This is a genomic window from Enterobacter sp. SES19, assembly GCF_011765665.1.
GTDB classification, from domain to species: Bacteria; Pseudomonadota; Gammaproteobacteria; order Enterobacterales; family Enterobacteriaceae; genus Enterobacter; species Enterobacter pseudoroggenkampii.
In genome coordinates this window covers 1,218,727-1,245,074 of the sequence record NZ_CP050320.1, presented here as the reverse complement: position 1 = coordinate 1,245,074, position 26,348 = coordinate 1,218,727, and the positions used below count along the sequence as shown (strand labels likewise).

Here is a 26,348-nt window from a genome sequence, read left to right as displayed (position 1 = left end):
AAATGGTTCAAACATCCGGGAACATCACGCTATTCCCCGGCGCTTCCCTGTGCAGATGGATAAAGTTCAGGTGCCGTTCATACTGATCCAGAATGTCCGTAATTACCTGCTCCTTGCTGTAGTCCATCAAATCGTTCCCCTGGCTCCCTTCCAGCAGGAAGGTCTCAAGCCGGTAGTAGGTCGATTTCCCGCTGCGCGCCCGGTAGGTAAAGCCGGGGACCGAGTACTGCTGCGGCCAGATCTGGTAGACAAAGTTCTGCTCGTCGCCCATATGCACCAGCAGATCCAGGTGCCCCAGGGTCTCGCCCTCCTCCGGCGGCAGGTTTTTCAGCTCCACGTAGGCGCCACGCAGCTTCAGCTCCTGGGCTACCTCTTCCATGGCGGGGAAGCAGACCGTCTCCATCATCTGTTTGGTGTAGCGCGTGCCCGGGTAGTTCATCAGGCGCGACAGACGTTTCTTCCAGCTCAGCCTGTCCTGCGCGCCCATCGGGCGCGGCGCGGTGTCGCGGCTGGCGCTGACGCGGCGGTAATCTTCCACCTTGAGGGACTTATACAGCCCGGCCATGACAAAGAAGATGACGAAGCTGAACGGCAGCCCCATGATCACCGTGGCGTTCTGCAGCGCCGAGATGCCGTTGGTCATCAGCATGCCGAGCGTCAGCAGGCCGATGGCGACGGACCAGAAGATGCGCAGCCAGTTCGGGGCATCGCTGTTGATGTCCTTCAGCTTCGAGGTGAAGTTACCCAGCACCAGCGCGCCGGAATCCGCCGAGGTGACGTAAAACAGCAGGCCGGTAATAGTCGCCACGGAGGCGCTAAAGGTGAACGCCGGATACTGCGCCAGCAGGCTGTAGAAGCCTCGCTCCGGGTGCGCCATCGCTTCCTGCGCGAAAGTAGCATTGCCGTGGATAATCTCGTGCAGCGCGCTGTTGCCGAACACCGACAGCCACAGCAGGGTAAAGGTGAACGGGATGATCAGCGTGCCCATCACAAACTGGCGGATGGTGCGGCCACGCGAAATACGCGCCAGGAACAGGCCAACAAACGGCGACCACGCGACCCACCACGCCCAGAAGAACAGCGTCCAGTTGTTCATCCACTCTACAGGGCGGTCGAAGGCGAAGCTGTTCAGCGTCATGCCCATAAAGCGGTTCACATAGTCGCCCACGTTGAGTACTAAGGCATTGAGCAGGAACGAGGTATCGCCCATAAACAGCACGAACAGGATCAGGCCCAGCGCCAGCGCCACGTTCAGCTCGGAGAGCACGCGGATGCCCTTATCGACGCCCGACGTCACCGAAATGGTGGCGATAATGACCGAAAGCGCAATCAGCGCCGCTTTCGCCGCCATCGAATCCGGAATATCAAACAGCACGCTCAGCCCGTAGTTAAGCTGCACCACGCCAATCCCAAGCGTCGTCGCGATACCGAAGATGGTCCCGATCACCGCCGCAATGTCGACGCTGTGGCCAATCGGGCCGTTTATCTTTTTACCAAAAATCGGGTACAGCGCGGAGCGGATGGTGAGGGGCAAATTATAACGATAGCTAAAGTATCCCAGCGCCATGCCCATCAGGGCGTACATTGACCAGCCGGTCAGGCCGTAGTGGAACAGCGTCCAGACCATCGCCTGGCGCGCGGCCTCCATCGTCTGCCCTGCCCCTTCCGGCGGCTGCATATACTGCGTGACCGGTTCCGCCACGGAGAAGAACATCAGGTCGATGCCGATGCCCGCGGCAAACAGCATCGCGGCCCAGCTCAGCAGGCTGAACTCGGGCTTTGACTGCTCTGGCCCGAGCTTCACCGGACCAAAGCGCGAGCAGGCAATGCAGACCACGAAGACGATATAGAGCGTCGCCGCCAGCAGGTAGTACCAGCCGAAGGTCTTCGACACCCAGTTCAGGGTGCGCCCAATCCACTCGGCAGAAAAATCGCGAAAGAAGATCGTTGTCAGGGAAAACAACAAAATCAGCCCGGCAGACGTATAAAAAACGACCGGGTTGATTTTGTCTTTTTCTCTGTCCTGTGAAAGGTCTGTCATCCAGTATCCCCACTGTTTTTGTAACTATTAAAATCCAAATCCGCAACAATTAAGACACATTTTATATTGAACGTCCAATCAAAAACCGCTTTAATGGTTAACCAACGCTGATGAATGGAGTGGCAATAATGCCCAAAGTGGGGATGCAGCCGATCCGGCGCAGGCAGCTTATCGACGCCACGCTGGAAGCAATAAATGAAGTGGGAATGCATGACGCGACGATCGCGCAGATCGCCCGTCGGGCAGGCGTTTCCACGGGGATCATCAGTCACTATTTCAAAGACAAAAACGGTCTGCTGGAAGCAACCATGCGCGACATCACCGGCCAGCTGCGCGACGCGGTATTGAGCCGCTTACGCGCCCTGCCGAACGCCAGCGCGGAGCAGCGACTGCAGGCGATTGTCGGCGGCAATTTTGATGAAACCCAGACCAGCGGCGCGGCAATGAAGGCCTGGCTGGCCTTCTGGGCAAGCAGCATGCACCAGCCGATGCTCTACCGCCTGCAGCAGGTGAGCAGCCGCCGCCTGCTGTCGAACCTGGTGTACGAGTTCCGCCGCGAACTGCCGCGCGAACAGGCCGAAGAGGCGGGCTACGGCCTGGCGGCGCTGATCGACGGGCTGTGGCTGCGCGCCGCGCTAAGCGGCAAGCCGCTGGATAAAACCCTGGCACAATCGCTCACCAGCCACTTTATCAGCCAGCATTTACCGACCGAATAACCGAGGAGAATTTATGTCCCGAATGGCAGAACAGCAGCTTTATATCAATGGTGGTTATACATCGGCCACCAGCGGTCGCACCTTCGAGACCATCAACCCGGCCAACGGTGAAGTCCTGGCGAGCGTACAGGCCGCCGGGCGCGAAGACGTCGATCGCGCCGTAGAAAGCGCAACGCGCGGGCAAAAAGTCTGGGCGGCGATGACCGCCATGGAGCGCGCGCGCATCCTGCGTCGCGCCGTCGACATCCTGCGCGAGCGCAACGACTATCTGGCAAAGCTGGAAACCCTCGACACCGGTAAAGCGTATTCCGAAACCTCAACCGTGGATATCGTCACCGGCGCGGACGTGCTGGAGTACTACGCGGGACTGATCCCGGCGCTGGAAGGCAGTCAGATCCCATTGCGCGAGACCTCATTCGTCTACACCCGCCGCGAGCCGCTGGGCGTGGTGGCGGGCATCGGCGCGTGGAACTACCCGATCCAGATCGCCCTGTGGAAATCCGCCCCGGCGCTGGCGGCGGGCAACGCGATGATCTTCAAGCCAAGCGAAGTGACGCCGCTTACCGCTCTGAAGCTTGCCGAGATCTACACCGAAGCGGGCCTGCCGGACGGCGTGTTTAACGTCCTGCCGGGCGTGGGCGCGGAGACCGGCCAGTACCTGACCGAGCATCCAGGCATCGCCAAAGTCTCCTTTACTGGCGGCGTCGCCAGCGGCAAAAAGGTGATGGCCAACTCGGCGGCCTCGTCCCTGAAAGAGGTGACGATGGAGCTGGGCGGTAAATCCCCGCTGATTATTTTCGACGACGCCGATCTGGATCTCGCGGCGGACATAGCCATGATGGCCAACTTCTTCAGCTCCGGCCAGGTGTGCACCAACGGCACCCGCGTGTTTGTTCCAGCCAAGTTCAAAGCCGCGTTTGAGCAGAAAATCGTCGAGCGTGTGGGCCGCATCCGCGCGGGCGATCTGTTCGATGAAGCTACCAACTTTGGTCCGATGGTCAGCTTCCCGCACCGCGACAGCGTGATGCGCTACATCGCCAAAGGCAAAGAGGAAGGCGCGCGCGTGCTGTGCGGCGGCGACGCGCTGAAGGGCGAAGGTTTCGATAACGGCGCATGGGTGGCACCGACCGTGTTCACCGACTGTACCGACGAGATGACCATCGTGCGCGAAGAGATCTTCGGCCCGGTGATGTCCATCCTCACTTATGACACCGACGAAGAAGCGATTCGCCGCGCCAACGACACCGACTACGGGCTGGCGGCAGGCATCGTCACGGCCGACCTGAACCGCGCCCACGGCGCCATTCATCAGCTCGAAGCGGGCATCTGCTGGATCAACACCTGGGGTGAATCCGCCGCAGAGATGCCGGTCGGCGGCTACAAGCACTCCGGCATTGGCCGCGAGAACGGCGTGATGACGCTGCAGAGCTACACCCAGGTGAAGTCCATCCAGGTTGAGATGGGTAAATTCCAGTCCATATTTTAACCGGGAGGTTTATTTGCAATTTGACTACATCATTATCGGGGCCGGCTCTGCCGGCAACGTGCTGGCTACACGACTGACTGAAGATCCGAACACCACCGTCCTGCTGCTTGAAGCAGGCGGACCGGATTACCGCTTTGACTTCCGCACCCAGATGCCCGCCGCGCTGGCGTTCCCGCTGCAGGGCAAGCGCTACAACTGGGCGTACGAAACCGAACCAGAGCCGTACATGAACAACCGCCGCATGGAGTGCGGGCGCGGCAAAGGGCTGGGCGGCTCGTCGCTGATCAACGGCATGTGCTACATCCGCGGTAACGCGATGGACCTCGACCACTGGGCAAAAGAGCCGGGTCTGGAGCACTGGAGCTACCTCAACTGCCTGCCCTACTACCGCAAGGCAGAGACGCGCGACGTGGGGCCGAACGACTACCACGGCGGCGACGGTCCGGTGAGCGTCACCACCTCGAAGCCGGGCGTGAACCCGCTGTTTGAGGCAATGGTGGAGGCGGGCGTGCAGGCGGGTTATCCGCGCACTGACGATCTTAACGGCTATCAGCAGGAGGGCTTCGGCCCGATGGACCGCACGGTCACGCCGCAGGGCCGACGCGCCAGCACCGCGCGCGGCTATCTGGACCAGGCGAAACCGCGTCCGAACCTGACCATCCGCACCCACGCCATGACCGATCGCATTCTCTTTGAGGGCAAGCGCGCGGTGGGCGTCGAGTGGCTGGAGGGTGAAAGCACCATCCCATCCAAAGCGACGGCAAAAAAAGAAGTGCTGCTGAGCGCCGGGGCGATTGCCTCTCCGCAGATCCTCCAGCGCTCCGGCGTGGGCAACGCTGACCTGCTGAAGCAGTTCGATATCCCGCTGGTACACGATCTGCCCGGCGTGGGCGAAAACCTGCAGGATCACCTGGAGATGTACCTCCAGTACGAATGCAAAGAGCCGGTCTCCCTCTACCCTGCCCTGCAGTGGTGGAACCAGCCGAAGATTGGCGCCGAGTGGCTGTTTGGCGGCACCGGCGTGGGCGCGAGCAACCACTTCGAAGCGGGCGGGTTTATCCGCAGCCGTGAAGAGTTCGAGTGGCCAAACATTCAGTACCACTTCCTGCCGGTGGCGATTAACTACAACGGCTCGAACGCGGTGAAAGAGCACGGCTTCCAGTGCCACGTCGGCTCCATGCGCTCCCCGAGCCGTGGACACGTGCGCATCCAGTCTCGCGATCCGCACCAGCATCCGGCGATCCTGTTCAACTATATGTCCCACGAGCAGGACTGGCAGGAGTTCCGCGACGCGATCCGCATTACCCGCGAGATCATGCACCAGCCCGCGCTGGACAAGTACCGCGGCCGTGAAATCAGTCCGGGTATTGACTGCCAGACCGATGAGCAGCTGGACGAGTTCGTGCGCAACCACGCCGAAACCGCCTTCCACCCTTGCGGCACCTGCAAGATGGGTTACGACGAGATGGCGGTGGTTGACGGCGAAGGCCGCGTTCACGGACTGGAAGGCCTGCGCGTGGTGGATGCGTCGATCATGCCGCAGATCGTCACCGGCAACCTGAACGCCACCACCATTATGATCGGCGAAAAGATTGCCGACGCCATTCGTGGACGCGAGCCGCTGGCGAAGAGCACGGCCGCGTATTATGTGGCGAACGGGGCACCGGTTCGCCTCTGAGGATATTTCCCCTCACCCCATAGGGGAGAGGGGATCAACCCCCCCTTCAAAAATTTATTTTTATTTTCCTGCATCCAGTTTCCACCCGCCCCTCGTATATCAGTCTGTGAGCAACCCCTTTGCTCCCCAATCCGAGGAAAGATGATGAAAAAGCTAACCCGTGTTGCATTCGTAACCAGCGCTTTACTCTTCTGTGCAGGCGCATCAGCCGCCATGACGTCAGGCTCCGTGATGGTGGGCGGAGCGGAAATGTTCCCGAGCAAAAATATTGTTGAAAACGCCATAAACTCGAAAGATCACACCACGCTGGTGGCCGCCGTCAAAGCGGCTGGACTGGTGGATACGCTTCAGAGCAAAGGGCCATTCACCGTGTTTGCGCCGACCAATGCGGCGTTTGCGAAATTGCCTGCCGGCACGGTCGAGAACCTCGTCAAACCCGAAAACAAAGCCACGCTCACCAGCATCCTGACCTATCACGTGGTCGCCGGTAATTACGATATGAAAGCGCTGGAGCAGAAAATTAAACAGGGCGGCGGCCACGCGGAGCTGAAAACCGTTAACGGTCAGCCGCTGTGGATCATGAGCAACGGCCCGCACAATATTCAGCTTAAGGATGGTAAAGGCAATGTGGCGAACATTAGCACCTATGACGTTCATCAAAAAAACGGCGTGATCGATGTGATTGATACCGTCCTGATGCCTAAGTAGTTGTCTATACTTCGGAAGTGTGACGTTGCCTTCCGGGAAAAACATGGATAACGCGCTGGCTGAACAGCAACTGAAATTAATGCAGGCGGTCGCAAACGGCGATCGCCGTGCATTTGAACAACTTTATCGACTCACGTCGCCACACCTGTTTGCCGTCGCGCTGCGCATGCTGCGTGACCGCGCGTGGGCAGAAGAGATCCTTCACGACTGTTTTATCACCGTCTGGAGTAAAGCCGAAACCTACAACGCTGCAATGAGCTCCCCGATGACCTGGCTTACGCACATTGTGCGCAACCGCTGTATTGACTGGCTGCGCAGCGGGCAAACCCGCGCTGCCGACCGCGAGACGGCGTATAACGAAGCGATTCTGCCTTGCGAGAACGATGAGCAGAATAACTGGCACGACGATGTGCAGGCAGAACGGCTCAGGCAGTGTCTCGAACATTTGAGCAGCGAACAGCGCCAGAGCATTACGCTCGCCTACTATCAGGGAATGTCTCACAGCGACATTGCCGACTGGCTCCAACAGCCTCTGGGCTCGGTGAAAAGCTGGATACGTCGGGCAATGGACCATCTTCGGGAGTGTGTCGGGCTATGAATGATGCAGAAAAACGCGACGACATGCTGGCAGCAGAGTATGCCCTCGGCACGCTGCGGGGAGGAGCGCGGCTTCAGTTCCAGAAAAGGCTCATTCATGAACCCGCTCTGGCCGCCCGCGTGGCGTACTGGCAGGAAATGTTCAGCACGCTGGATAGTCATCTTGTGCCCGTCCCTCCACCCGAGACGGTGTGGAAGAGAATCGCCCTCGATCTGCCGCCCAAAATGCCTTTACGCAAAAGTCGGCCTTATGTCGGCTGGATGGCGGCGGCCTCCCTTGCCGCCCTGACGGTCGTTGCCTGGTATACCACCCGTGCACCGGAACTTGCTCCGCTAATGGTACTCAACGATGCCCAACAGCACGGGCTGTGGGTCGTCAGCGCGGACGCCAGCCGTCAGCACCTGAGCATTGCCCCTCTTCGACCAACGGCCGTCGCGGCGCAACACAGCCTGCAGCTTTGGCTGATCCCAGGCGGGCAGGCGCCGGTATCCATGGGGCTGCTGCATAACGATATACCCACACGCGTCACCCTCAGGAACACAACGCTCCCTCCTGACGCCACGATAGCCATAAGCCTTGAACCAGAGGGCGGATCGCCCACTGGACTCCCCACAGGCCCGGTGCTTTACAGTGGCAAATTGTAATCCTCAGGCCCTGTTCGCAGGGCCGCTATCGTGACCCCATTTCATTTATATACTATTCTCGGTTACCTATAAGAATTAAATATTAAGTCTGCAATTAATTTAATAATTAAAAAACGACATTGACAGACTCTTCCGCACTCCATTAAGTTTTAAACGAACATCATTTTATTCCCGATACACAATATATCAAAAAACCGCGTTAATGAATTTGTCATTATTCATTAACGCTTCTCTGCCTTTTATTTTTTGCATCACTCAATAGCGAGATAAGATCATGAATAATAGTGCAAACAAGGTTGTTGTCATTACCGGTGCCAGCAGCGGTATTGGTCAGGCGATTGCCCTCCATTTAGCGAATAACGCGTTTTCGCTGGTGCTGGTGGCGCGCCGTCTGGACAGAATTAATGCCCTGGTGGATCAGATTATTCAGCAAGGCGGCAAGGCTATTGCCGTTAAGGCCGATGTCACCCGTCAGGAAGAGGTTCAGCGCGCCATTGACGCTGCCGTTGCCGCCTACCAGCGCGTGGATGTGCTGATCAACAACGCGGGCTTTATGGCTATCGCCCCCCTCAGCGAGCTGAAAACCGCCGAGTGGGACAAGATGATTGATACCAATCTGAAAGGGGTGCTGTACGGCATCGCTGCCGCTTTCCCGGTGTTCCAGCGTCAGGGCAGCGGGCATTTTATAAACGTTGCCTCCGTCGCGGGTATCAAGGTGCTGGCGCCTGGCGGCGTGGTGTACAGCGCCACGAAATTCGCCGTCCGCGCGCTGAGTGAAGGCTTACGTCAGGAGGCGGGTAAAACCCTCCGCACGACGCTTATTTCGCCCGGCGCCGTTGAAAGCGAACTGCAATTCGGTAGCTCTGACGAAGAGAGCAAAAAATTTCTCCATGAGTTTTATAAGCAGGCTATTCCGGCTGAAGCAATTGCCCGCGCGGTTTTATTTGCTATTGAACAGCCTGGCGACGTTGATATTAATGAAATTGTTGTTCGTCCGACGCAGGAAGAATTTTAGCCTGGGTTAAATAATACTGAATGAGGTGTCAGTATGATTAAATCATTAACGTCCTTATCAGATCTCAATATGCGAACGGGTGCCGATATTCTCCTTGAAGTGCTGGAGAGTGAAGGCGTGGAATATATTTTTGGCAACCCCGGTACCACCGAGCTTCCGCTCATTGATGCCCTGCTTCGCCATGAAAATATTCATTATATTCTGGCGCTACAGGAGAGCACCGTGGTGGCAATTGCTGACGGCTATGCGAAAGCCTCCGGCAAAACGGGCTTTATCAATTTGCATACCGCCAGCGGTCTGGGGCACGGCATGGGGAATCTGATTAATTCGCGGATCATGAAAACCCCGCTGGTGGTCACCGTCGGACAGCAGGATACGCGGCACTACGTCCGCGACCCGCTGCTGTATGATGATATTGTTTCCATTGGCTCCCCGGTCATGAAATGGGCGCAGGAGGTCACCAGCGCCGACCAGCTCCCGGTGCTGGTGCGCCGCGCGTTTCACGCTGCCAGCTATCCTCCGGCTGGTCCGGTGCTGCTCTCTCTGCCAATGAACGTGATGGAAGAGCTCAGCGACGCCGGGATACAAACGGCCTCTAAAGTGAACTACCACACCGTGGCGGGCTCGCTGGACGAACTGGCCGAAGAACTGAGCCAGGTTACGCCCGGCAGGATCATGATTGTGGCGGGCGATGAGGTGCACTCCAGCGGCTCGACGCAGGAGATTGTCCAGCTGGCGGAAGCGCTCAGCGCCCACGTCTATGGCTCCTCCTGGCCGCTGAATTTGCCTTTTCCCACTCAGCACGCGCTCTGGCGGGGCAATATGCCCACCACCGCCAGCGAAATCGCCAGCATCATCAATGCCTACGATGCTGTATTCATCATCGGCGGCAGAAGCCTGATCACCATTTTGTACAGCGAGGGGGAGGCCATTCCGGCGACCTGCGCGGTGTATCAGCTCTCGGCGGATATGCACGAGCTTGGCCGCACCTATGCCACTCGCCTTTCGGTGATGGGGGATATCAAACTGTCCCTGCACGAACTTTTGCCAAAGCTTAAGCAGCGCCTGATCGCCAGCACGCTGGCCCACCAGCGGCTGCTGGTTGCAGCCCGTGACGAACGGGAGAAGGAGTGGCAGCAGCAGGAGGAACGTCTGGCCGCCGAGCGGCTACGCCCGGCGATCTCCCCGATGGTCGCAGCCTGGGAAGTCATCCGGTCCATTCCGGCGGGTACCACCATCGTGGATGAGGCGATAGCGACCGCCCGGCATGTCCGCCGGTTCATCTCTGACCAGCAGCACCAGCGCTACTACTTTATGCGCGGTGGCGGACTGGGCTGGGGGATGCCCGCAGCAGTAGGTCACTCGCTGGGACGCGGACGGGAGCCGGTGGTCTGCCTGATAGGTGACGGAGCCTCCCTGTACTCGCCGCAGGCGCTCTGGACGGCGGCACACGAAAATCTGCCGGTCACCTTTATCGTCATGAATAACAGGGAGTACAACATCCTGAAAAACTTTATGAAGAGCCAGGCTGACTACAGCTCAACGCGGCTGGGGCGTTTTATCGGGATGGACCTGGTGAACCCGCATATCGATTTTCAGTCGCTGGCCACCGCCATGGGCGTCCACTGCTGCCGGGTAACCGAGGCTGCAGATATCGCCGAAGCGGTAGCGCGCGGGCTACAGTCAGGAAAAACCAACCTGATAGAAATCGCGATTTCCGCGGATTAGCCGCGCGTTTACGCTGTACCCTACATAAAACCCTTATAACCGAAACGCCTCAAGGCGCCTTATCTGACGCCCGTCGTCGTCAAAATTCTCCGCCGCCAGCCAGGCGCGCAGCTCCCCGTCTCTTTGCGGCCATTCGCCGTCAATAATAGAAAGCATATCGCTGTCGCGGTTGCGCCCTTTGCGCACCAGCTTCTGGCGCAGGCGTCCTTCCCAGACAAACCCCAGCCGCTCCGCCGCCCTGCGCGACGCCACGTTCATGGAATCGCACTTCCACTCGAGGCGCCGGTAGCCGTGCTCAAACGCATTTTTCAGCAGCAGCCACACCGTTTCGGTGCCGATGCGGGAGCCTTTCATCTTGCGCGACCAGGTGACGTGCCCGATCTCCACCGACCCCAGCAGCCGCTCGTTGGCCATATAGCTCACCAGCCCCACCGCACGTTCGGTGCGTAAGTCAATGACGGCAAACGGCACCAGCTCATCGTCCATCACCTTCGCCATGACCCAGTGCGCGGTGGCTTCCACGCTCGTGGGCTGCGTGCTGGCAAGCCACGTCCAGTCGCTGTCGTCGCCCAGCGCGTAGGCCTCATAGAGATCGGCCGCGTGGCGATCGGCGTCCAGCGGCTCCAGGCGGCAATACTGGCCGAAAAGCGGCGTGCGGGTTAACACGCGCGCGCCTTTCCAGTCGGGAACGATATCGTTAACGGTTTGACCATGTTGATTGATTTCGGGCACGGCGGTGACTCCCTGAAAGGTAAGGCATTTGTTATAGCAGGTTAAAAAGCGCGCGAAAAGCAGCGTATTTTAATAGCCCGAGCGCATGCGATATTCCCGGAAGGCATAAGCAAAGCTGAATTTCGACTTTGTGGAATGTCACAGTCGACCTAACGTAGCGGAGCATAAAACAATCACAATATATTCTTCTCAGGGATCGCTATGACGAAAAAACTGTTGCCGTTACTGGTGCTGGCTGCGCTCTCAGGCGCAGCCCACGCCGCTACTCCGCCCAACACGCTGGTGGTTGCCCAGGGGCTTGATGACATCGTGAGCCTCGACCCGGCCGAAGCCAACGAGCTCTCCAGCATCCAGACCGTGCCGAGCCTGTACCAGCGTCTGGTCCAGCCGGACCGCGATAATCCGGAAAAAATCACGCCGATCCTGGCGGAAAGCTGGGAAGCGGACGCGGCAGCAAAAACCCTGACCATCAAGCTTAAACCCGATGCGAAATTCGCCTCCGGCAACCCGCTGCGCCCGGAAGACGTGATTTTCTCCTACACCCGCGCCGTAACGCTGAATAAATCCCCGGCATTCATCCTGAACGTGCTGGGCTGGGACGCGAGCAACATCGCCAGCCAGCTGAAGAAAGTGGACGATCATACCCTTCAGCTTCACTGGACGGCGGACGTCAGCCCGTCGGTGGCGCTCAATATTCTCTCCACGCCGATTGCCTCTATCGTCGATGAAAAGCAGGTCGCCGCGAACGTGAAGGATAATGACTTCGGCAACGCGTGGCTGAAAATGCACTCGGCGGGCAGCGGCGCGTTCAAAATGCGCGTCTATCAGCCGCATCAGGCCATCGTGCTGGAAGCTAACGACTCCGCGCCCGGCGGCGCGCCGAAGCTCAAAAGCATCATCATTAAAAACGTCCCCGATCCGGCATCACGCCGCCTGCTGATCCAGCAGGGTGATGCGGACGTGGCGCGCGATCTGGGGGCCGATCAGATAAGCGCGCTGGACGGCAAGCCGGGCGTGAAGGTGCTGAGCATTCCGTCCGCCGAGCAGAATTATCTGGTGTTTAACACCGGCAACAGCGCTAACCCGCTGCTGAATAACCCGGCCTTCTGGGAAGCCTCGCGCTGGCTGGTCGATTATGACGGCATCACTAAAAATCTGCTGAAAGGCCAGTATTTTGTTCACCAGAGCTTCCTGCCGGTCGGTCTGCCGGGCGCGCTGGAAGACAATCCGTTTAAATTTGACCCGGCAAAAGCGAAAGCCATTCTCGCCAAAGCGGGCATTAAGGACGCGCACTTCACGCTGGACGTAGAGAACAAGCCGCCGTTTATCACCATCGCCCAGTCGATGCAGGCGAGCTTTGCGCAGGGTGGCGTGAAGGTGGATCTGCTGCCTGCCGCCGGGAGTCAGGTCTATGCCCGCGTGCGCGCTAAGCAGCATCAGGCGGCGATTCGTCTGTGGATCCCGGACTACTTCGATGCGCACTCTAACGCCAGCGCCTTCGCGTGGAACGACGGGAAGTCCAGCACCGTGGCCGGTCTGAACGGCTGGAAAATTCCGGAGCTGAACAAGGCCACGCTGGCGGCGGTAGCTGAGCCGGATCCGGCGAAGCGTCTGGATCTGTACAAGAAGATGCAGGAACAGCTGCAGCAGAGCTCACCGTACGTGTTCGTCGATCAGGGCAAAACCCAGATCGTGGTGCGCGATAACGTGAAGGGGTATCAGCAGGGGCTGAACGCGGATATGGTCTGGTACGATCGCGTTACGAAGTAGCCCTTGTCCTTCTCCCTCTCCCGTGGGAGAGGGTTGGGGTGAGGGCAACATCGCGCAGCAGAGCCGCCTGTTTCCCCTCACCCCCGCCCTCTCCCAAGGGGAGAGGGGGTCGTCCGTGCATATTTTCAGGATAACGATTTTCCCATGCCACATCTTTCCACCCGCGTGCTCCAGGGTCTGCTGACCCTGCTGCTCACGCTTTTCGGGCTGCTGCTCGTCACGTTTGCGCTTTCGGCCTTTTCACCTGTCGATCGCGTGCTGCAGATCGTCGGCGATCACGCCAGCCAGTCGACGTACGATCAGGTTCGCCACCAGCTCGGGCTGGATCGGCCCCTGCCCGTGCAGTTCTGGCACTATCTGCAAAACCTCGCCCACGGTGATTTAGGCACCGCCAGCGCCACCGGACAGCCGGTGCTGCAGGACCTGCTGCACGCCTTCCCCGCCACGCTGGAGCTGGCGACCCTTGCCTTGATCATTGGCGCCGTGCTCGGCGTGATTGCCGGGGTGCTGTGCGCCCGCTACGCAGGTTCGCCGCTCGATCTCGCCATCAGAACCCTCACCCTGCTCGGCAACTCGGTACCGATCTTCTGGCTTGGCCTGCTGATGCTGGCCCTGTTCTACGCGAAGCTGCAGTGGAGCGCGGGTCCCGGCAGGCTGGACGATATCTGGCAGTTCACCGTCGAGCCGCGCACCGGCTTTGCGCTGGTGGATACCTGGCTTTCCGGCGACCGCGAGGCGTTTCGCAACGCCCTCAGCCACCTGGTGCTGCCGGTGCTGCTGCTGGCCTATTACTCGCTGGCAAGCATTACCCGCCTGACGCGCTCCGCCTGCCTCGGCGAAATGAACAAGGAGTACATCCTGCTTGCCCGCGCCAAGGGAGCCGGGGAGATGACCATCCTGCTGCACCACGTGCTGCCAAACATTCGTGGCACCCTGCTGACGGTGATCGCCCTCGCCTACACCAGCATGCTGGAGGGCGCGGTACTGACCGAAACCGTCTTCTCCTGGCCGGGGATCGGGCGCTACCTCACCACCGCCCTGTTCGCCGGAGACACCACCGCCATCATGGGCGGCACGCTGCTGATTGGCGTCTGCTTTGTGCTGATCAATAACCTTACCGACCTGCTTGTGCGGGCGACCGATCCCAGGGTGCGCTGATGCTGTTTTATCTTTTCTTACGCCGCCTGCGCCGCTCCCCTGCCGCGTTTTGCGGGCTGGTGGCCATCGCGCTGCTGGTGTTTATCGCCCTGTTCGCCCCCTGGCTCGCGCCGCTTGACCCGAACTGGCAGGACACCGCCGCGCGCTTACAGGCACCGAACGGCCAGCACTGGCTGGGTACCGACAGCTACGGGCGCGACCTGCTCTCGCGCCTGATTTATGGCACCCGTCCGGCGCTCGGGCTGGTGGCGCTGGTTACCGTTATCACCCTGCCTGCCGGGCTGCTGGTGGGAATTTTGTCCGGCTACTACGGCGGCTGGATGGAGCGCATCCTGATGCGCTTTACCGACGTGGTGATGTCGATGCCGCGCCTGATCCTCGCCTTCGCGTTTGTGGCGATGCTCGGTCCGGGGCTGGTCAACGGCGCGCTGGCGCTGGCCTTAACCACCTGGCCTGCCTATGCGCGTCAGGCGCGGAGCGAGATTCAGCGTCTGCGCCACAGCGATTATCTGGCCGCCGCAGAGATGATGGGCATTCGCGGCCTGCGCCTGCTGGTCGGCCATATTCTGCCCCTGTGTCTGCCGTCCGCGATTGTGCGCCTGGCGCTGGATCTGGCAGGGATTATTCTGGCGGCCGCCGGTCTGGGCTTCCTCGGCCTTGGCGCACGGCCGCCCATGGCCGAATGGGGGGCGATGATTGCCGACGGCATGCAGGTCATTTTCGACCAGTGGTGGATTGCCGCCATTCCGGGCGGGGCGATTCTGTTTGCCAGTCTGGCCTTTAACCTGTTAGGCGACGGCCTGCGCGACGTACTGGAGCCACAGCATGACTGAACACCGCGTCATCGTCGATGCGCTGAATATCGACTACCCCGCCGCGCGCGTGGTCAACAACCTGAGCTTCACGCTTGGCAACGAGCGGCTGGCGCTGGTGGGGGAATCCGGCTCCGGCAAGTCGATGTCCGCCCGCGCCCTGATGGGGCTGGTGCGTAAGCCCGGCATCGTAAGCGCTAACCGGCTTAACGTGCTCGGCAACGACCTGCTGAACCTGAGCCCCCGCCGCTGGCAGGCGCTGCGCGGCAACGGGATTGCGATGGTCCTGCAGGACCCACGCTACGCCCTTAACCCCGTGAAAACCGTCGCCGCCCAGCTTGATGAGGCGCTTACGCTGCATCAGCGGCTGCCGCGTTCAGAACGCCAGGCACGCATTCACGACATCATCCGCGCCGTCGGACTCAACGAACATGTCCTCCAGCGCTACCCCGGTGAGCTTTCCGGGGGCATGGGCCAGCGGGTGATGATTGCAATTGCGCTCGTCAACAACCCGCAGGTGCTGATTGCCGACGAACCGACCTCCGCGCTGGATGCCCGCCTGCGTAGCCAGATCCTCGAACTGCTGGTGCAGCAGTGCGAAGAACGCCGGATGGCGATGCTGTTAATCAGCCACGATCTGCCGCTGGTGGCGGAGCACTGCGACCGCGTGCTGGTGATGTATCAGGGCGAAAAGGTGGATGAGATGGCGGCGAGCCAGCTTCCGCAGGCAACGCATCCGTACACGCGCACCCTGTGGACCTGTCGTCCAGACGCCCATACTTATGGACAGATGCTGCCAACGCTCGACCGTTCGCAGCCGTGGAAGGAGGCCGACAATGACGCTCGTTGAAGTAAAGGATCTCCAGGTGAGCTTCGGGGAGAAAACGGCGGTGTCCGCCGCCAGCTTTGCCATCGAGAAAGGTGAAACCTTCAGCCTGATAGGTGAATCCGGCTGCGGGAAATCGACGATTCTGCGCGTGCTGGCAGGGCTGCAGCGCGAGTGGCGCGGCAATATTGCGCTGCTGGCAGAAACGTTAACGCCTGGGCGACGTTTTGAAGGAGAGCTTCGCCGCAACGTACAGATGGTGTTTCAGGATCCGTGGGCGTCGCTGCACCCGAACCACACCATTGCGCGCACGCTGTCGGAGCCGTTAAGCATCCATGGCGAGACGCAAATCGCGGAAAAGGTGGCCAATGCACTGCACGAGGTGGGGCTTTCTGCCGACGCGGGTAAACGTTATCCGCACCAGCTTTCCGGCGGCCAGCGCCAGCGCGTGGCGATTGCCCGCGCGCTGCTGCTGCGCCCGCAGCTTCTGCTGCTGGACGAGCCGACCTCGGCGCTGGATATGTCCGTGCAGGCGGAGATCCTGAACCTGCTCAACCGCCTGAAGGCCGAGCACGAGATGACCTATCTGCTGGTGAGTCACGATGCGGACGTGATTGCCCATATGTCCGACCGGGCGGCGTTTATGTCGCACGGGGAGATCCAGAAGGTGTTTGACCGTGAGGCGATGTTACGGGGCGAGCACAGGATGGGTTAAGTTTTCCAGGCCGGGTAAGGCATCGCCGCCACCCGGCAAAAAAAATCACTTCAGCAGCTTCACCGTGGCATCAATGTCGATCTCATCTTCGGTGAAGATCAGCGTCGTGTTCTGGAAGGTGGTGATTGCCAGCTTCTTCACCGTGCGCATTTCGCCCGGCTTTTTATCAGATTTCGGCTTGATGCTGTTCATCAGCAGCCCCACCGACAGCACCGCATTCTCTTTGTCGATTTTGGTATCAACCGGCTCTTCTTCGTTAAACACCACGAAGGATTTGATGGAGGTGAGCTTCACGCGCTCGCCCGCAATAAAGAGATGTTTGCTTTCCGGGATCACCTTCACTGCGTAGGCGGAAAGGCCTTTGTTGTTGGTGGTTGGCTCGAAGGTCACCGCGGCATCTTTCTTAATCAGATCGGGGTTCGCGACCTTAATCACATGAAAATAGCGGTTATCGCCGTTTTCATCTTTGATAAATCCAAAGCCTTTATCTTTAAACCACGTTGTGATTGTACCGTTCATCGCTGTTACCGCCTGTCAGATCGTAATGACTAAAGTTTTGCAGCGCGCAGTGTAATGCACAATGGCGGAGGAGACAAAAAAAAGCCCCTGCACGGGTGCAGGGGAAAACTCATGTCAGAGCTTATTAGAATTTAGTTGAACACCATCCCACCATCAATTAAGAGCGACTGGCCGGTCATGTAGTCGGAATCCGGCCCAGCCAGGTATGAGACGCAGGCGGCGACATCTTCCGGTTCGGACAGGCGGCCAAGCGTAATGCGTTTGGCAAAGGTTTCAGTCCCGTAACCGAGCGGTTTACCCGCCGCCTCGGAGACCTGACGGTCGATCTCTGCCCACATCGGCGTTTTAACGATGCCCGGACAGTAGGCGTTAACGGTTATCCCCAGCGGCGCGAGATCCCGTGCCGCGGTCTGGGTCAAGCCGCGCACCGCGAACTTGCTGGAACTGTAGACCGCCAGCTCCGGGTTGCCGGTGTGGCCCGCCTGGGAGCAGGCGTTGATGATCTTGCCGCCGTGCCCCTCTTTGCGGAACGCGTCAATCGCGGCCTGGATCCCCCAGATCACCCCTTTCACGTTAATGTTGTAGACCTTGTCGACAATATCCGGCGTGATGGATTCAATTGGGGTAGACGGCGCAATCCCGGCGTTATTGACGATCACGTTGAATCCGCCCAGCGCGGTGCGGGCTTTCTCCACCGCCGCAAATACCTGTTCGCGGTCAGAGACATCCACCTTCACGGCGACGGCGTTCCCGCCGTTACGGATGATTTCATCGGCGACGGCTCTTGCCGTCTCCACGTTATAGTCGGCGATGGCGACGGCAAAGCCATCTTTCACCAGGCGAAGCGCGATCGCTTTACCAATCCCCTGGCCTGAGCCTGTTACGAGAGCAACTTTTTGCATTTCTCTGTCCTTATGTTGATTCACAAAATCTGGCTGAGATGGAGCTGGCCCATCAGCAGCGGGTTATCGCTGTAGTCGACGGGAATGGCCACCACGGCCGGGCCATCCACATCCATCGCCGCACGCAGCGTGGGTTCGAGCGCGTCGGCGCTCTCCACGGCAAAGCCTTTCGCGCCAAAGGCGTCGGCATAGACTTTGAAATCGACCGGGCCGAACTCGACGCCGGAAAGACGCTGGTATTTTTTCTCTTCCTGAATGGCAACCATGTTGTAGCCGTTATCCACCCAGATGATGTGCAGCACGTTAGCGTTGAGGCGCACCGCGGTTTCCAGCTCCATGCTCGACTGCAGGAAGCCGCCGTCACCGGAGACCGACACCACCTTGCGGCTCGGGTTGACCAGCCACGCGCCAATGGCCCACGGCAGCGCGACGCCCATGGTCTGCTGACCGTTGGAGATCATCACCTGACGTGCCCGGAAGCTGTAGAGATAGCGGGCGATCCAGATGTGGAAGCTGCCCATGTCGACGGTGAGCGTCACGTCGTTATTCACGATGTCCTGCATGGCGCGCACGATGCGCAGCGGATGCAGGGCAAACTGGTTGAGCGAGGCGCCGCGACGATCGAGCAGATCGCGCTGATGCTGGCGATCGACCAGAATTTCGGAGGCCCGCTGGCTTAGCTCAAGCTTATGGTCGATACGGTTAGCGAGCTGATTCAGCGTTTCGGCGATGTCCCCCACCAGCTCCAGATCCGGCACGTAGTTTCGTTCTTCATAGGCAGGCAGCACATCGATGTGCACCAGCGTAGCGTCGCCGCTGTTCCACATGGACGGCTCGTATTCCACCGGGCTGTAGCCGATGCAGATAATCAGATCCGCCAGATGGAGCAGCCGGTCGCCCGCCTGGTTATTGAAGAGACCGACGCGTCCGGCGAAGCGGGTGAAGTGCTCCTGGTTCACCGCCCCGGCGGCCTGATAGGTGCTGGTGACCGGAATGCGGCTTTTCTCCAGCAGCTTGCGCAGCGCGGCGCTGTTGGCTGGCTGGCTCGCCATCAGCCCCAGCAGAATGACCGGGTTTTTGGCCTTCTCGATAAGCTTCGCTACATCGTTGATGGCGGATTCCGGTGCCGGCCCCATCAGCGCGGGACCGCTGGCGGGCAAAATTGCCCCCGTGGCGGGCTGGTCGACAATATCCTGCGGCAGGCTGACGAATGCGCCCCCCGGCCTGCCGTGCTCGGCGGCGCGAAACGCGTTGGAAACCACCTCAGCAATCGCGTCCGGCGCACTCACCTCCACGGCGTATTTGGTGACCGGGCTGAACATGGCGACGGTGTCCATGCTCTGGTGCACCAGCTTGGCTTTATCTGCCCGCTTCACCGCCCCGCCCAGCGCCACCACCGGGTCGCCTTCGCTGTTGGCGGTGGCGATGCCGGTGATCAGGTTGGAACAGCCCGGCCCGGAGGTCACCAGCGCCACCCCGGCCTTGCCGGTCAGACGCCCTACCGCCGCCGCCATAAACGCCGCGTTGGCTTCGTGACGCACCGGAATAATCTCGATGGAAGAATCCAGCAGGGAGTCAAAGACCTTGTCGATTTTCGCCCCCGGGATCCCGAACACCTGCTTCACGCCCTGCGCTTCCAGCTGGCCAACAACCAAATCGGCGCCGTGCGCCCACTGACGTGACTGTTTCTCACTGTTCACGATAGTTCTCCTGTTAGTTTTCGACGGCACGGATCGCCGCATCCAGATTGCTGGGGTGAAGGTTGGCCTGTAAAAAGGCGCTGTCGGCGGGCAGATCGATCATCAGCTTGTGAATTTCACCGAAGGTGAGGACGCCGCTCTCCAGCTGGTAGTCGAGCAGATGTCCCCCGCCCTGACGGTCGTCGGTGATGAAATGCTCGTGATAGCCCGCCACGTTGATGCCCTGCATATGCTGCGGCGTGCGGAACCCGACCAGCACGCCCTCGCGCTGGTTGAAGCGGAACACCGGCTGGTCGTCCAGCACGTCGGTCATCGCGCGGTACGGCGGCTTCTGGCGCGGTACGGTGCGGGTGTGGGCGTGACGGAAGTTGCCGTCGATGCGCAGCGCGCAGAACAGGTTATCGGAGGGGATCTGCTGGTCGATGACGTCGTGGATCTGCTGACGGCTCACCGGCGCATCGAAAGTTTTGCGATACTGCGGCTGGAACCAGGTCATGACCGCGAACGGCGTTTTCTGCTCCGGCTTCGCGGCCCGGGCGCTGCCGTCGGCGCGCAGCTGGTACACCTGACTGCTGAAGGCAATCATTTCGCCGTCCAGCTCGTTGAAGGTACCCAGACCAAAATCACCGTGTGCCAGCAGATCGGCGATGGTGGTCTCTCCTTCATACACGCCGCTTAACAGGGCGCTCATTAGCGATGTCTGATAGATCACGCTGTCAGGATGCTGGGCGGAGAACCCGCGCAGGGTCTCACACAAACTGGCCTCACAGTCGCAGGCAGATGAATGCATCATCATGCTCGTCCTCTTCAACTTTATTTAGAAAGGTTAAATAAATGTTGACCCGATTCAGCAGAGAGTTCCAATATAGAAACCATGCTGGTTTGAGACGTTTTAGATATGGAACTTCGTTATCTGCGGTATTTTGTCGCGGTTGCACGCGAGCGACACTTCACCAGGGCGGCCGAAGCGCTGGGTATTTCACAGCCTCCTCTGAGTCAGCAAATCAAACGGCTCGAAGAGGAAGTGGGCACGCCGTTGTTCAGACGTCTGACGCGGGGCGTGGAGCTGACCGAAGCGGGAGAAGCCTTCTATGAGGATGCCTGCAAGATCCTGGCGCTGAGCGATGCCGCGCTGGAGAAAGCCCGCGGCATCGCGCGCGGGCTGAACGGCAACCTGTCGATTGGCATCACCAGCTCCGACGCTTTTCATCCCAAAATTTTTACCCTGATTCGCCAGTTTCAGGTGCAGAACATGGCGGTGCAGGTTCACCAGGTGGAAGCCAATATGTCGTCGCTGACGACGATGCTGGCAGAGGGTGAACTGGATATCGCCTTCGTGCGCCTGCCGTGCGAGAGCAGCAAGGCGTTCGAGTTAAAAATTCTCGACCGGGAGCCGATGGTGGTGGCGCTGCATCGCGATCATCCGCTGGCGGCGAGCGATTCGCTGGCGTTAGAGCAGCTTCGGGAGACGCCGGTGGTGTTGTTCCCGCAGGAGGTCGCGCCGGGCCTGTATGATCGGGTTCACGGCTGCTGCGAGCGGGCCGGGATTGACGTGCAGCACGCGCTGCAGTCGTCGCAGCTTTCGTCCTCCCTGAGCATGGTTTCCGCAGGCGGCGGGTTCGCGCTGGTCCCCAAATCCATGGCGGCCATTTCGCCGCCGAATGTCACCTATCACACGCTGAGCTCACCGGAGCTTTATACCGATATCGCGCTCTGCTGGCGGCGCTTTGAACGCTCGCGGACGGTGAAGCGGTTTTTGACGATGCTGAGCGAGGGGTGACGGCAGTGCGGCTGTGCCCGGCGGCGCTTCGCTTGCACGGGCCTACGGTTCGTGTCGCTTTTTTTCTCTTGTAGGCCGGGTAAGGCGCAGCCGCCACCCGGCAATGCCAGCCTCTGTCGTCAAATAACGGGATCTTAGAACGGTAAAGGTCTTGTTGATGCACGCTTCGGTACTACGTTTTCCTGGTAATTGTCTGCCGCAAACCATCTGTTACTCTGGCTGTGCTCAAAGGATGACAAGGAAGAACAATGCTGAACCCCGGATTCGTTACCCGCAAAGCGCTTGCTCAGTGGCGGGATGTTCCTGCTTTTCTACCCCAGTTCCAGTTTCATGAAAAACACCGAGCGGTCATTCATACTGCGCATCCTGAAAATATTCTGCCGTTGATTGCCAACTTTGACGTCCGGCAAGATGCCGTGATTCGTCGGCTGATGTCTTTGCGGCAATTGCCGCAAAGATTTCTGCGCAATCAGCAGGCTAACTCAATCAGCAACTTTGGGTTGCACAGCTTTACGCTTTTGAAAAGTTCAGCCTCTGAGCTCAGCTACGGCTTAAAAGGACAATTCTGGAGGACTGATTTCGGTCTGGAAAACGCACCGGATGCCATTGCTTTTCAGTCTCCAGCCGCGCCGGGCAGCGCAAAACTGTTGCTCCGCTACCAGGTAACGGAACTGGCCCCGGGTCAACATGAACTCTGTACGGAGACCTTCGTCTATTGTCCGGACAAACGTACTCACCTAAAAATGGTAGCCTACTGGCTGGCAATACGGGCCGGGAGCGGCTGGATCCGAAGAAGGACGCTGAAAGCGGTTAAGTCGAATATCGAAGGGCTGGAATGAGCGAGGAGCAGCGCTATGCTGCATAGAAAACAGTCTTACCTTTGGCCTTTATCATAATGATCATCAGATTGGTTTCGCGCGTCTGATAACCCCCTGTTCAGCTCCCCGTTGACTTATTCACTCTGTGTTTTCATCATCCGTTTCTGAGACAACGCGAACCCGTTCGGTCTGTGAAGATCGAACGTAAGTTGACAACAGCAGCGCTAACCTTAAAAAGCGGGACTATTTGCTATGAATCCAAGGGAAAATATTGTCAGTACATTCAGTGAGTTGTCTGCAGAATTACAGCGTGCTGCCGAGTTCTCTCTACAGAATACCAATCAGTTGGTCGTGCTATCGATGCGTGCCTTCGCCAGTGAAGCCGGTGTAAAACCCGCCACGCTGCTACGGTTAGCGCAACGATTGGGTTACAACGGCTGGGGTGAACTCAAGAACGCATTCATTGATGAACTCGGACTGCGCAATGATACATATGTATCCAAAGCCGAGAAACTAATTGCCAAAGGCACTCAGCCGCAGCTGTATGAAGAGGTGTTTCAGGCCCATCAGGTAAATTTGGCTTTCACACAGCATGAAAACCATCAGGCCATGGAGCAGGCTGTATCGCTGCTGGACGCGGCTGAGAATGTCTATATTTGCGGCTTCCGGGCCAGCTTTCCTATCGCCTGGTCGCTGTTTTATGTCTATCGACTGTTCAATCGGCAAGCATCACTCATTGATGGTCTGGCGAGCAATATCGAGGTGTTCACCCGCGAATTAACAGCACAAGATTGCCTGTTACTCACCAGTTTTGCCCCCTATTCGCGTGAGTCGCTCGATGTCCTGCGCGCAGCCCAGCAGGCAGGCGCGACAATCGTCGCCATTACGGATTCTCCCGTCTCGCCATTAGCCCAGGCTGCCGATTGCACGCTGCTGTTCTCCATCGACAGCCCGTCGTTTTTTCCTTCCGTGGTGTCTGGTATGGGGCTCGCCGAGTGTTTACTGGCGATGCTGGTCGCGCGCCATGGTCGGGATGCAGTCAATAAAATCGAAAATGCTGAACGCTATCTTATCGACTCTGGCGCCTATGTGGTGCCCGGAAAATCCTGAAAAATAATTCATTTGCATCCGGCATAAGAAAACAGAATGCATTTGGATCAAAATGAAATTGACGTGATACAAATGAATCCTGCAAGATGCGCTTTATTAGCACAGCGTATTCAGGAGCAGGACCCGCATGACCCATATCATTCACCGCAGTCTACGCAACACGCCCGCCGTGGCGGTACGCGCCCAGGGGGCGTACATTTTTGATGCACAGGGAAAACAGTATCTGGATGCCTGCGGTGGCGCCGCAGTTTCCTGTTTAGGTCACGCGCATCCGGACGTTCTGGCTGCGATGCATCGCCAGATCGATCAACTGGCCTATGCCCACACCAGTTTTTTTACCAGCGACACCGTTGAACAGCTTGCTGAACAGCTGACGCGCACGGCACCTGGCGATCTTAACTATGCCTATTTCGTTTCGGGCGGTTCGGAAGCGGTCGAAACTGCGCTCAAGCTGGCGCGCCAGTATTTTGTTGAGATCGGCCAGCCGTCGCGCACCAAATTTATCGCCCGTAAGCAGAGCTATCATGGCAATACCCTTGGCGCACTCGCGGTGGGAGGCAACGAATGGCGCCGCCGCCAGTTTGCTCCCTTGCTGATCGACGTTATTCGCGTTTCGGCCTGCAATGAGTATCGCGACCGCCGCGCAGATGAAACCCAGCAGCAATACACCACGCGTCTGCTCAACGAGCTGGAGCAAGCCATTATTGAGGCCGGTCCCGACACCATTATTGGTTTCTGTGCAGAAACCGTGGTGGGAGCCACCACCGGCGCCACGCCGCCTACCCCGGGCTATCTTAAAGGTGTACGCAACCTGTGTGATAAATACGGCATCCTCTATATCGCGGATGAAGTCATGTGCGGCATGGGACGCACCGGCACATTGCATGCGTTTGAACAGGATGATGTGGTGCCGGATTTGGTGACCATCGCGAAGGGGCTGGGGGGCGGCTATCAGCCGATTGGCGCAGTATTAGCGAGCGAGAAGATTGTCTCAGCGCTGCAGGCCGGTAGCGGTCTGTTCCAGCACGGGCACACCTACATTTGTCACGCGACCGCCGCGTCCGCAGCCCTGGCCGTGCAGCAGGTGATCGCGCGCGATAATTTACTGCAGGCGGTCAGGCAACAGGGGGCTTACCTGCACAACGCATTGCGTGAAGTGCTGGGGGAATTACCGCATGTCGGTGATACGCGTGGACGCGGCTTGTTTGCGGGCGTTGAGCTGGTACGCGATAAAGCCAGCAAAACCCCCTTCGATCCTGCCCTGAAACTGCACGCAGCAATCAAAGCAAACTGTATGTCACGTGGGCTGATGGTCTATCCAATGGGTGGAACGATTGACGGGCAATATGGCGACCATATCCTGATCGCCCCCCCGTTTATTGTCACGCCTGGCCAGCTCGACTTTGTAGTGGACACGCTGAACACTGTCATTCGTGAAGAGACCGGCAAATTATGATCAATCGTTTACCCCCACTGGCGGAGCATGAATGGGACGACCAGCAGCGTGCTTTGGCCGAAGAGATAATCAATGGGCCCCGCGGTGCACTGCTGCCACCTTTCGAGCCGCTGCTGCGCAGTCCCGAGCTGATGGCGCATGCGCAACGCATGGGCGAATACCTGCGTTATCGCAGCGCGCTGGGACAGCGCCTGTCGGAACTGGCGATTTTGATGACCGCGCGGCACTGGTCACAGCCTGTGGAGTGGGCGATTCATGCGCCGATAGCGCGCGAGAAAGGTATTTCTGCCGCGGCAGTGCAGGCGATTAATGAAAAGCGTCTTCCAGAGGATCTGCAGCCGGATGAATGGGCGGTCTATCACTTTTGCAAGGAGTTACAGGAGCAGCAGAAGGTCAGCGATGCCACCTGGCAGCACGCTATCGCGCTGTGGGGCGAGAAAGGCGTGGTGGATCTAATCGGAATTAATGGTTATTACAGTTTTCTCTCGATGGTAATGAACGGCGCACAGACGCCGGTGCCCGACACCCGGGATGAGATTATTCCCGCATAAGTATCGTTTTAATTTTGGCGCATGAAAGTGCGCCCTGCATATCAACTTTTTATTTCCCCACCCTGCCGATATATTTCGCCGGGTGACATTCATGCACGCTACTTTACTGACGCCGAGGGTTATCATGTCTGGATTATTCACTAAATTAAAAGTTACGTTAGCACTGGTCGCTTGCTCCGCCAGTTTTGTGGCAGAAGCACAGGATAAATTAACGGTTGGCGTTGATACCGCGTTTGTCCCCTTTGAATTTAAACAAGGCGATAAATACGTCGGCTTTGATATTGATTTGTGGGATGCCATTGCTAAAAAAATGCACGTCAGCTACGAATTACGCCCGATGGACTTCGGGGGACTGATTCCGGGTTTGCAATCACGTAATCTGGATGTCGCCATGGCGGGCATTACGATAACCGACGCGCGTAAACAGGTCGTCGATTTCAGCGACGGTTATTATGATGCTGATTTATTAATGGCGGTGAAAAGCAGCGATAATACCATTACTAAATTCAGCGATTTAGCAGGAAAGAAAGTGGGATTAAAGCAGGGAACGGCGGCGGCCAGCTTTATGAAAAGCAAATATAAGGCGAACTATGTCGAATTCCCGAATATCGATAACGCCTATCTTGATTTGCAGGCAGGTAACCTTGATGCCGTGGTGCATGATTCGCCCAACGTGCTCTATTACGTAAAAACGGCAGGTGATGGCAAAGTGAAATCGACCGGCGAGACTGACAGCATTCTGCCGCAGCACTACGGCTTTGCGATGCAGAAGAACAGCAGCCTGACGCCGAAGATCAACGCTGCGCTGCAGGCGCTACGTGCGGACGGAACTTACAACAAGATTTACGTGAAGTGGTTTGCTAAACAGCCAAAATAATCCCGCCA

At 58.5% G+C, this 26,348-nt stretch carries 25 protein-coding genes; 19 read left to right on the top strand and 6 right to left on the bottom strand.

What is annotated here, in order from left to right:
- Positions 1–7 precede the first annotated feature (7 nt).
- The gene (gene betT / locus GXP72_RS05835) at positions 8–2,041 is read right to left on the bottom strand and encodes a choline BCCT transporter BetT (RefSeq protein WP_208763592.1); all 2,034 of its coding nucleotides are present in this window, start codon (positions 2,039–2,041) and stop codon (positions 8–10) included.
- Between the two features lie 128 nt (positions 2,042–2,169).
- On the opposite strand from betT, the gene betI reads away from it, so the two are divergent.
- From betI to GXP72_RS05795, 8 genes are all read left to right on the top strand, one after another.
- Positions 2,170–2,757: a transcriptional regulator BetI gene (gene betI / locus GXP72_RS05830; protein ID WP_029741650.1), complete on the top strand. Its 588-nt coding sequence runs from the start codon at positions 2,170–2,172 to the stop codon at positions 2,755–2,757.
- A gap of 13 nt (positions 2,758–2,770) precedes the next feature.
- Positions 2,771–4,243 carry a betaine-aldehyde dehydrogenase gene (gene betB, locus GXP72_RS05825; RefSeq protein ID WP_061715792.1) on the top strand — a complete coding sequence of 491 codons (1,473 nt, stop codon included), beginning with the start codon at positions 2,771–2,773 and terminating at the stop codon, positions 4,241–4,243.
- 13 nt (positions 4,244–4,256) lie between these two features.
- A complete protein-coding gene (gene betA / locus GXP72_RS05820) occupies positions 4,257–5,921 on the top strand; it encodes a choline dehydrogenase (RefSeq protein ID WP_061715793.1) in 1,665 nt (554 codons plus the stop codon).
- Positions 5,922–6,065: 144 nt separating this feature from the next.
- Positions 6,066–6,629: a fasciclin domain-containing protein gene (locus GXP72_RS05815; protein ID WP_024906966.1), complete on the top strand. Its 564-nt coding sequence runs from the start codon at positions 6,066–6,068 to the stop codon at positions 6,627–6,629.
- Positions 6,630–6,672: 43 nt separating this feature from the next.
- Entirely contained in the window at positions 6,673–7,227 is a 555-nt protein-coding gene (locus GXP72_RS05810) for a sigma-70 family RNA polymerase sigma factor (RefSeq protein ID WP_024906965.1), read from the top strand.
- Entirely contained in the window at positions 7,224–7,871 is a 648-nt protein-coding gene (locus GXP72_RS05805; protein WP_061715794.1) for an anti-sigma factor, read from the top strand. The genes GXP72_RS05810 and GXP72_RS05805 overlap by 4 nt, the downstream gene beginning before the upstream one ends.
- Positions 7,872–8,145: 274 nt before the next feature.
- The gene (locus GXP72_RS05800) at positions 8,146–8,886 is read left to right on the top strand and encodes an SDR family oxidoreductase (protein WP_090417866.1); all 741 of its coding nucleotides are present in this window, start codon (positions 8,146–8,148) and stop codon (positions 8,884–8,886) included.
- Between the two features lie 33 nt (positions 8,887–8,919).
- Positions 8,920–10,614 carry a thiamine pyrophosphate-binding protein gene (locus GXP72_RS05795; RefSeq protein WP_090417869.1) on the top strand — a complete coding sequence of 565 codons (1,695 nt, stop codon included), beginning with the start codon at positions 8,920–8,922 and terminating at the stop codon, positions 10,612–10,614.
- A gap of 33 nt (positions 10,615–10,647) precedes the next feature.
- Here the strand turns inward: GXP72_RS05795 and GXP72_RS05790 are convergent, their stop codons facing one another.
- The gene (locus GXP72_RS05790; RefSeq protein ID WP_090417872.1) at positions 10,648–11,346 is read right to left on the bottom strand and encodes a GNAT family protein; all 699 of its coding nucleotides are present in this window, start codon (positions 11,344–11,346) and stop codon (positions 10,648–10,650) included.
- Between the two features lie 201 nt (positions 11,347–11,547).
- Between GXP72_RS05790 and GXP72_RS05785 the strand changes: the two genes are divergently transcribed.
- The 5 genes from GXP72_RS05785 (at position 11,548) to GXP72_RS05765 (ending at position 16,627) form a co-directional block, all read left to right on the top strand.
- A complete protein-coding gene (locus GXP72_RS05785) occupies positions 11,548–13,116 on the top strand; it encodes an ABC transporter substrate-binding protein (protein ID WP_061715798.1) in 1,569 nt (522 codons plus the stop codon).
- 144 nt (positions 13,117–13,260) lie between these two features.
- Positions 13,261–14,274 carry an ABC transporter permease gene (locus tag GXP72_RS05780; protein WP_148768770.1) on the top strand — a complete coding sequence of 338 codons (1,014 nt, stop codon included), beginning with the start codon at positions 13,261–13,263 and terminating at the stop codon, positions 14,272–14,274.
- Complete coding sequence (locus GXP72_RS05775; protein WP_048993192.1) at positions 14,274–15,107, top strand: ABC transporter permease; 834 nt, start codon at positions 14,274–14,276, stop codon at positions 15,105–15,107. Before GXP72_RS05780 ends, GXP72_RS05775 begins: the two co-directional genes overlap by 1 nt.
- Positions 15,100–15,936: an ABC transporter ATP-binding protein gene (locus tag GXP72_RS05770; RefSeq protein WP_208763591.1), complete on the top strand. Its 837-nt coding sequence runs from the start codon at positions 15,100–15,102 to the stop codon at positions 15,934–15,936. The genes GXP72_RS05775 and GXP72_RS05770 overlap by 8 nt, the downstream gene beginning before the upstream one ends.
- Positions 15,923–16,627, top strand: coding sequence for an ABC transporter ATP-binding protein (locus tag GXP72_RS05765; RefSeq protein WP_048993196.1), 705 nt, complete (start codon positions 15,923–15,925; stop codon positions 16,625–16,627). The genes GXP72_RS05770 and GXP72_RS05765 overlap by 14 nt, the downstream gene beginning before the upstream one ends.
- 45 nt (positions 16,628–16,672) lie before the next feature.
- Here GXP72_RS05765 and GXP72_RS05760 read toward each other — a convergent pair whose 3' ends face one another.
- The 4 genes from GXP72_RS05760 to budA form a co-directional block, all read right to left on the bottom strand.
- Positions 16,673–17,146, bottom strand: coding sequence for a cold shock domain-containing protein (locus GXP72_RS05760; RefSeq protein ID WP_024906955.1), 474 nt, complete (start codon positions 17,144–17,146; stop codon positions 16,673–16,675).
- Positions 17,147–17,277: 131 nt separating this feature from the next.
- On the bottom strand, positions 17,278–18,048 hold the full coding sequence (locus GXP72_RS05755; RefSeq protein ID WP_024906954.1) for a (S)-acetoin forming diacetyl reductase: 771 nt from the start codon (positions 18,046–18,048) through the stop codon (positions 17,278–17,280).
- Positions 18,049–18,068: 20 nt separating this feature from the next.
- A complete protein-coding gene (alsS, locus tag GXP72_RS05750) occupies positions 18,069–19,748 on the bottom strand; it encodes an acetolactate synthase AlsS (protein WP_024906953.1) in 1,680 nt (559 codons plus the stop codon).
- 13 nt (positions 19,749–19,761) lie between these two features.
- A complete protein-coding gene (budA, locus tag GXP72_RS05745) occupies positions 19,762–20,541 on the bottom strand; it encodes an acetolactate decarboxylase (protein ID WP_061098944.1) in 780 nt (259 codons plus the stop codon).
- A gap of 105 nt (positions 20,542–20,646) precedes the next feature.
- Between budA and GXP72_RS05740 the strand changes: the two genes are divergently transcribed.
- The 6 genes from GXP72_RS05740 (at position 20,647) to glnH (ending at position 26,340) form a co-directional block, all read left to right on the top strand.
- A complete protein-coding gene (locus tag GXP72_RS05740) occupies positions 20,647–21,528 on the top strand; it encodes a LysR family transcriptional regulator (RefSeq protein WP_157188737.1) in 882 nt (293 codons plus the stop codon).
- 248 nt (positions 21,529–21,776) lie between these two features.
- A complete protein-coding gene (locus GXP72_RS05735; RefSeq protein WP_024906950.1) occupies positions 21,777–22,367 on the top strand; it encodes a hypothetical protein in 591 nt (196 codons plus the stop codon).
- A gap of 231 nt (positions 22,368–22,598) precedes the next feature.
- Positions 22,599–23,456 carry a MurR/RpiR family transcriptional regulator gene (locus GXP72_RS05730; protein ID WP_208763590.1) on the top strand — a complete coding sequence of 286 codons (858 nt, stop codon included), beginning with the start codon at positions 22,599–22,601 and terminating at the stop codon, positions 23,454–23,456.
- A 127-nt stretch (positions 23,457–23,583) separates the two neighbouring features.
- Entirely contained in the window at positions 23,584–24,912 is a 1,329-nt protein-coding gene (locus GXP72_RS05725; protein WP_048993199.1) for an aspartate aminotransferase family protein, read from the top strand.
- Positions 24,909–25,463 carry a carboxymuconolactone decarboxylase family protein gene (locus tag GXP72_RS05720; protein ID WP_175557789.1) on the top strand — a complete coding sequence of 185 codons (555 nt, stop codon included), beginning with the start codon at positions 24,909–24,911 and terminating at the stop codon, positions 25,461–25,463. Before GXP72_RS05725 ends, GXP72_RS05720 begins: the two co-directional genes overlap by 4 nt.
- Positions 25,464–25,587: 124 nt before the next feature.
- On the top strand, positions 25,588–26,340 hold the full coding sequence (gene glnH, locus GXP72_RS05715) for a glutamine ABC transporter substrate-binding protein GlnH (RefSeq protein ID WP_208763589.1): 753 nt from the start codon (positions 25,588–25,590) through the stop codon (positions 26,338–26,340).
- Positions 26,341–26,348 lie beyond the last annotated feature (8 nt).

What these genes read in the sequence shown, in the direction of transcription:
- GXP72_RS05800 (WP_090417866.1), top strand. Translation starts at nt 8,146, where the DNA reads ATGAATAATAGTGCAAACAAGGTTGTTGTCATTACCGGTGCCAGCAGC.
- GXP72_RS05770 (WP_208763591.1), top strand. Translation starts at nt 15,100, where the DNA reads ATGACTGAACACCGCGTCATCGTCGATGCGCTGAATATCGACTACCCC.
- GXP72_RS05810 (WP_024906965.1), top strand. Translation starts at nt 6,673, where the DNA reads ATGGATAACGCGCTGGCTGAACAGCAACTGAAATTAATGCAGGCGGTC.
- GXP72_RS05815 (WP_024906966.1), top strand. Translation starts at nt 6,066, where the DNA reads ATGAAAAAGCTAACCCGTGTTGCATTCGTAACCAGCGCTTTACTCTTC.
- betT (WP_208763592.1), bottom strand. Translation starts at nt 2,041, where the DNA reads ATGACAGACCTTTCACAGGACAGAGAAAAAGACAAAATCAACCCGGTC.
- GXP72_RS05765 (WP_048993196.1), top strand. Translation starts at nt 15,923, where the DNA reads ATGACGCTCGTTGAAGTAAAGGATCTCCAGGTGAGCTTCGGGGAGAAA.
- GXP72_RS05755 (WP_024906954.1), bottom strand. Translation starts at nt 18,048, where the DNA reads ATGCAAAAAGTTGCTCTCGTAACAGGCTCAGGCCAGGGGATTGGTAAA.
- glnH (WP_208763589.1), top strand. Translation starts at nt 25,588, where the DNA reads ATGTCTGGATTATTCACTAAATTAAAAGTTACGTTAGCACTGGTCGCT.
- budA (WP_061098944.1), bottom strand. Translation starts at nt 20,541, where the DNA reads ATGATGCATTCATCTGCCTGCGACTGTGAGGCCAGTTTGTGTGAGACC.
- GXP72_RS05805 (WP_061715794.1), top strand. Translation starts at nt 7,224, where the DNA reads ATGAATGATGCAGAAAAACGCGACGACATGCTGGCAGCAGAGTATGCC.
- GXP72_RS05740 (WP_157188737.1), top strand. Translation starts at nt 20,647, where the DNA reads ATGGAACTTCGTTATCTGCGGTATTTTGTCGCGGTTGCACGCGAGCGA.
- betI (WP_029741650.1), top strand. Translation starts at nt 2,170, where the DNA reads ATGCCCAAAGTGGGGATGCAGCCGATCCGGCGCAGGCAGCTTATCGAC.
- GXP72_RS05760 (WP_024906955.1), bottom strand. Translation starts at nt 17,146, where the DNA reads ATGAACGGTACAATCACAACGTGGTTTAAAGATAAAGGCTTTGGATTT.
- GXP72_RS05780 (WP_148768770.1), top strand. Translation starts at nt 13,261, where the DNA reads ATGCCACATCTTTCCACCCGCGTGCTCCAGGGTCTGCTGACCCTGCTG.
- GXP72_RS05775 (WP_048993192.1), top strand. Translation starts at nt 14,274, where the DNA reads ATGCTGTTTTATCTTTTCTTACGCCGCCTGCGCCGCTCCCCTGCCGCG.
- GXP72_RS05795 (WP_090417869.1), top strand. Translation starts at nt 8,920, where the DNA reads ATGATTAAATCATTAACGTCCTTATCAGATCTCAATATGCGAACGGGT.
- GXP72_RS05730 (WP_208763590.1), top strand. Translation starts at nt 22,599, where the DNA reads ATGAATCCAAGGGAAAATATTGTCAGTACATTCAGTGAGTTGTCTGCA.
- betB (WP_061715792.1), top strand. Translation starts at nt 2,771, where the DNA reads ATGTCCCGAATGGCAGAACAGCAGCTTTATATCAATGGTGGTTATACA.
- GXP72_RS05725 (WP_048993199.1), top strand. Translation starts at nt 23,584, where the DNA reads ATGACCCATATCATTCACCGCAGTCTACGCAACACGCCCGCCGTGGCG.
- GXP72_RS05785 (WP_061715798.1), top strand. Translation starts at nt 11,548, where the DNA reads ATGACGAAAAAACTGTTGCCGTTACTGGTGCTGGCTGCGCTCTCAGGC.
- GXP72_RS05735 (WP_024906950.1), top strand. Translation starts at nt 21,777, where the DNA reads ATGCTGAACCCCGGATTCGTTACCCGCAAAGCGCTTGCTCAGTGGCGG.
- GXP72_RS05720 (WP_175557789.1), top strand. Translation starts at nt 24,909, where the DNA reads ATGATCAATCGTTTACCCCCACTGGCGGAGCATGAATGGGACGACCAG.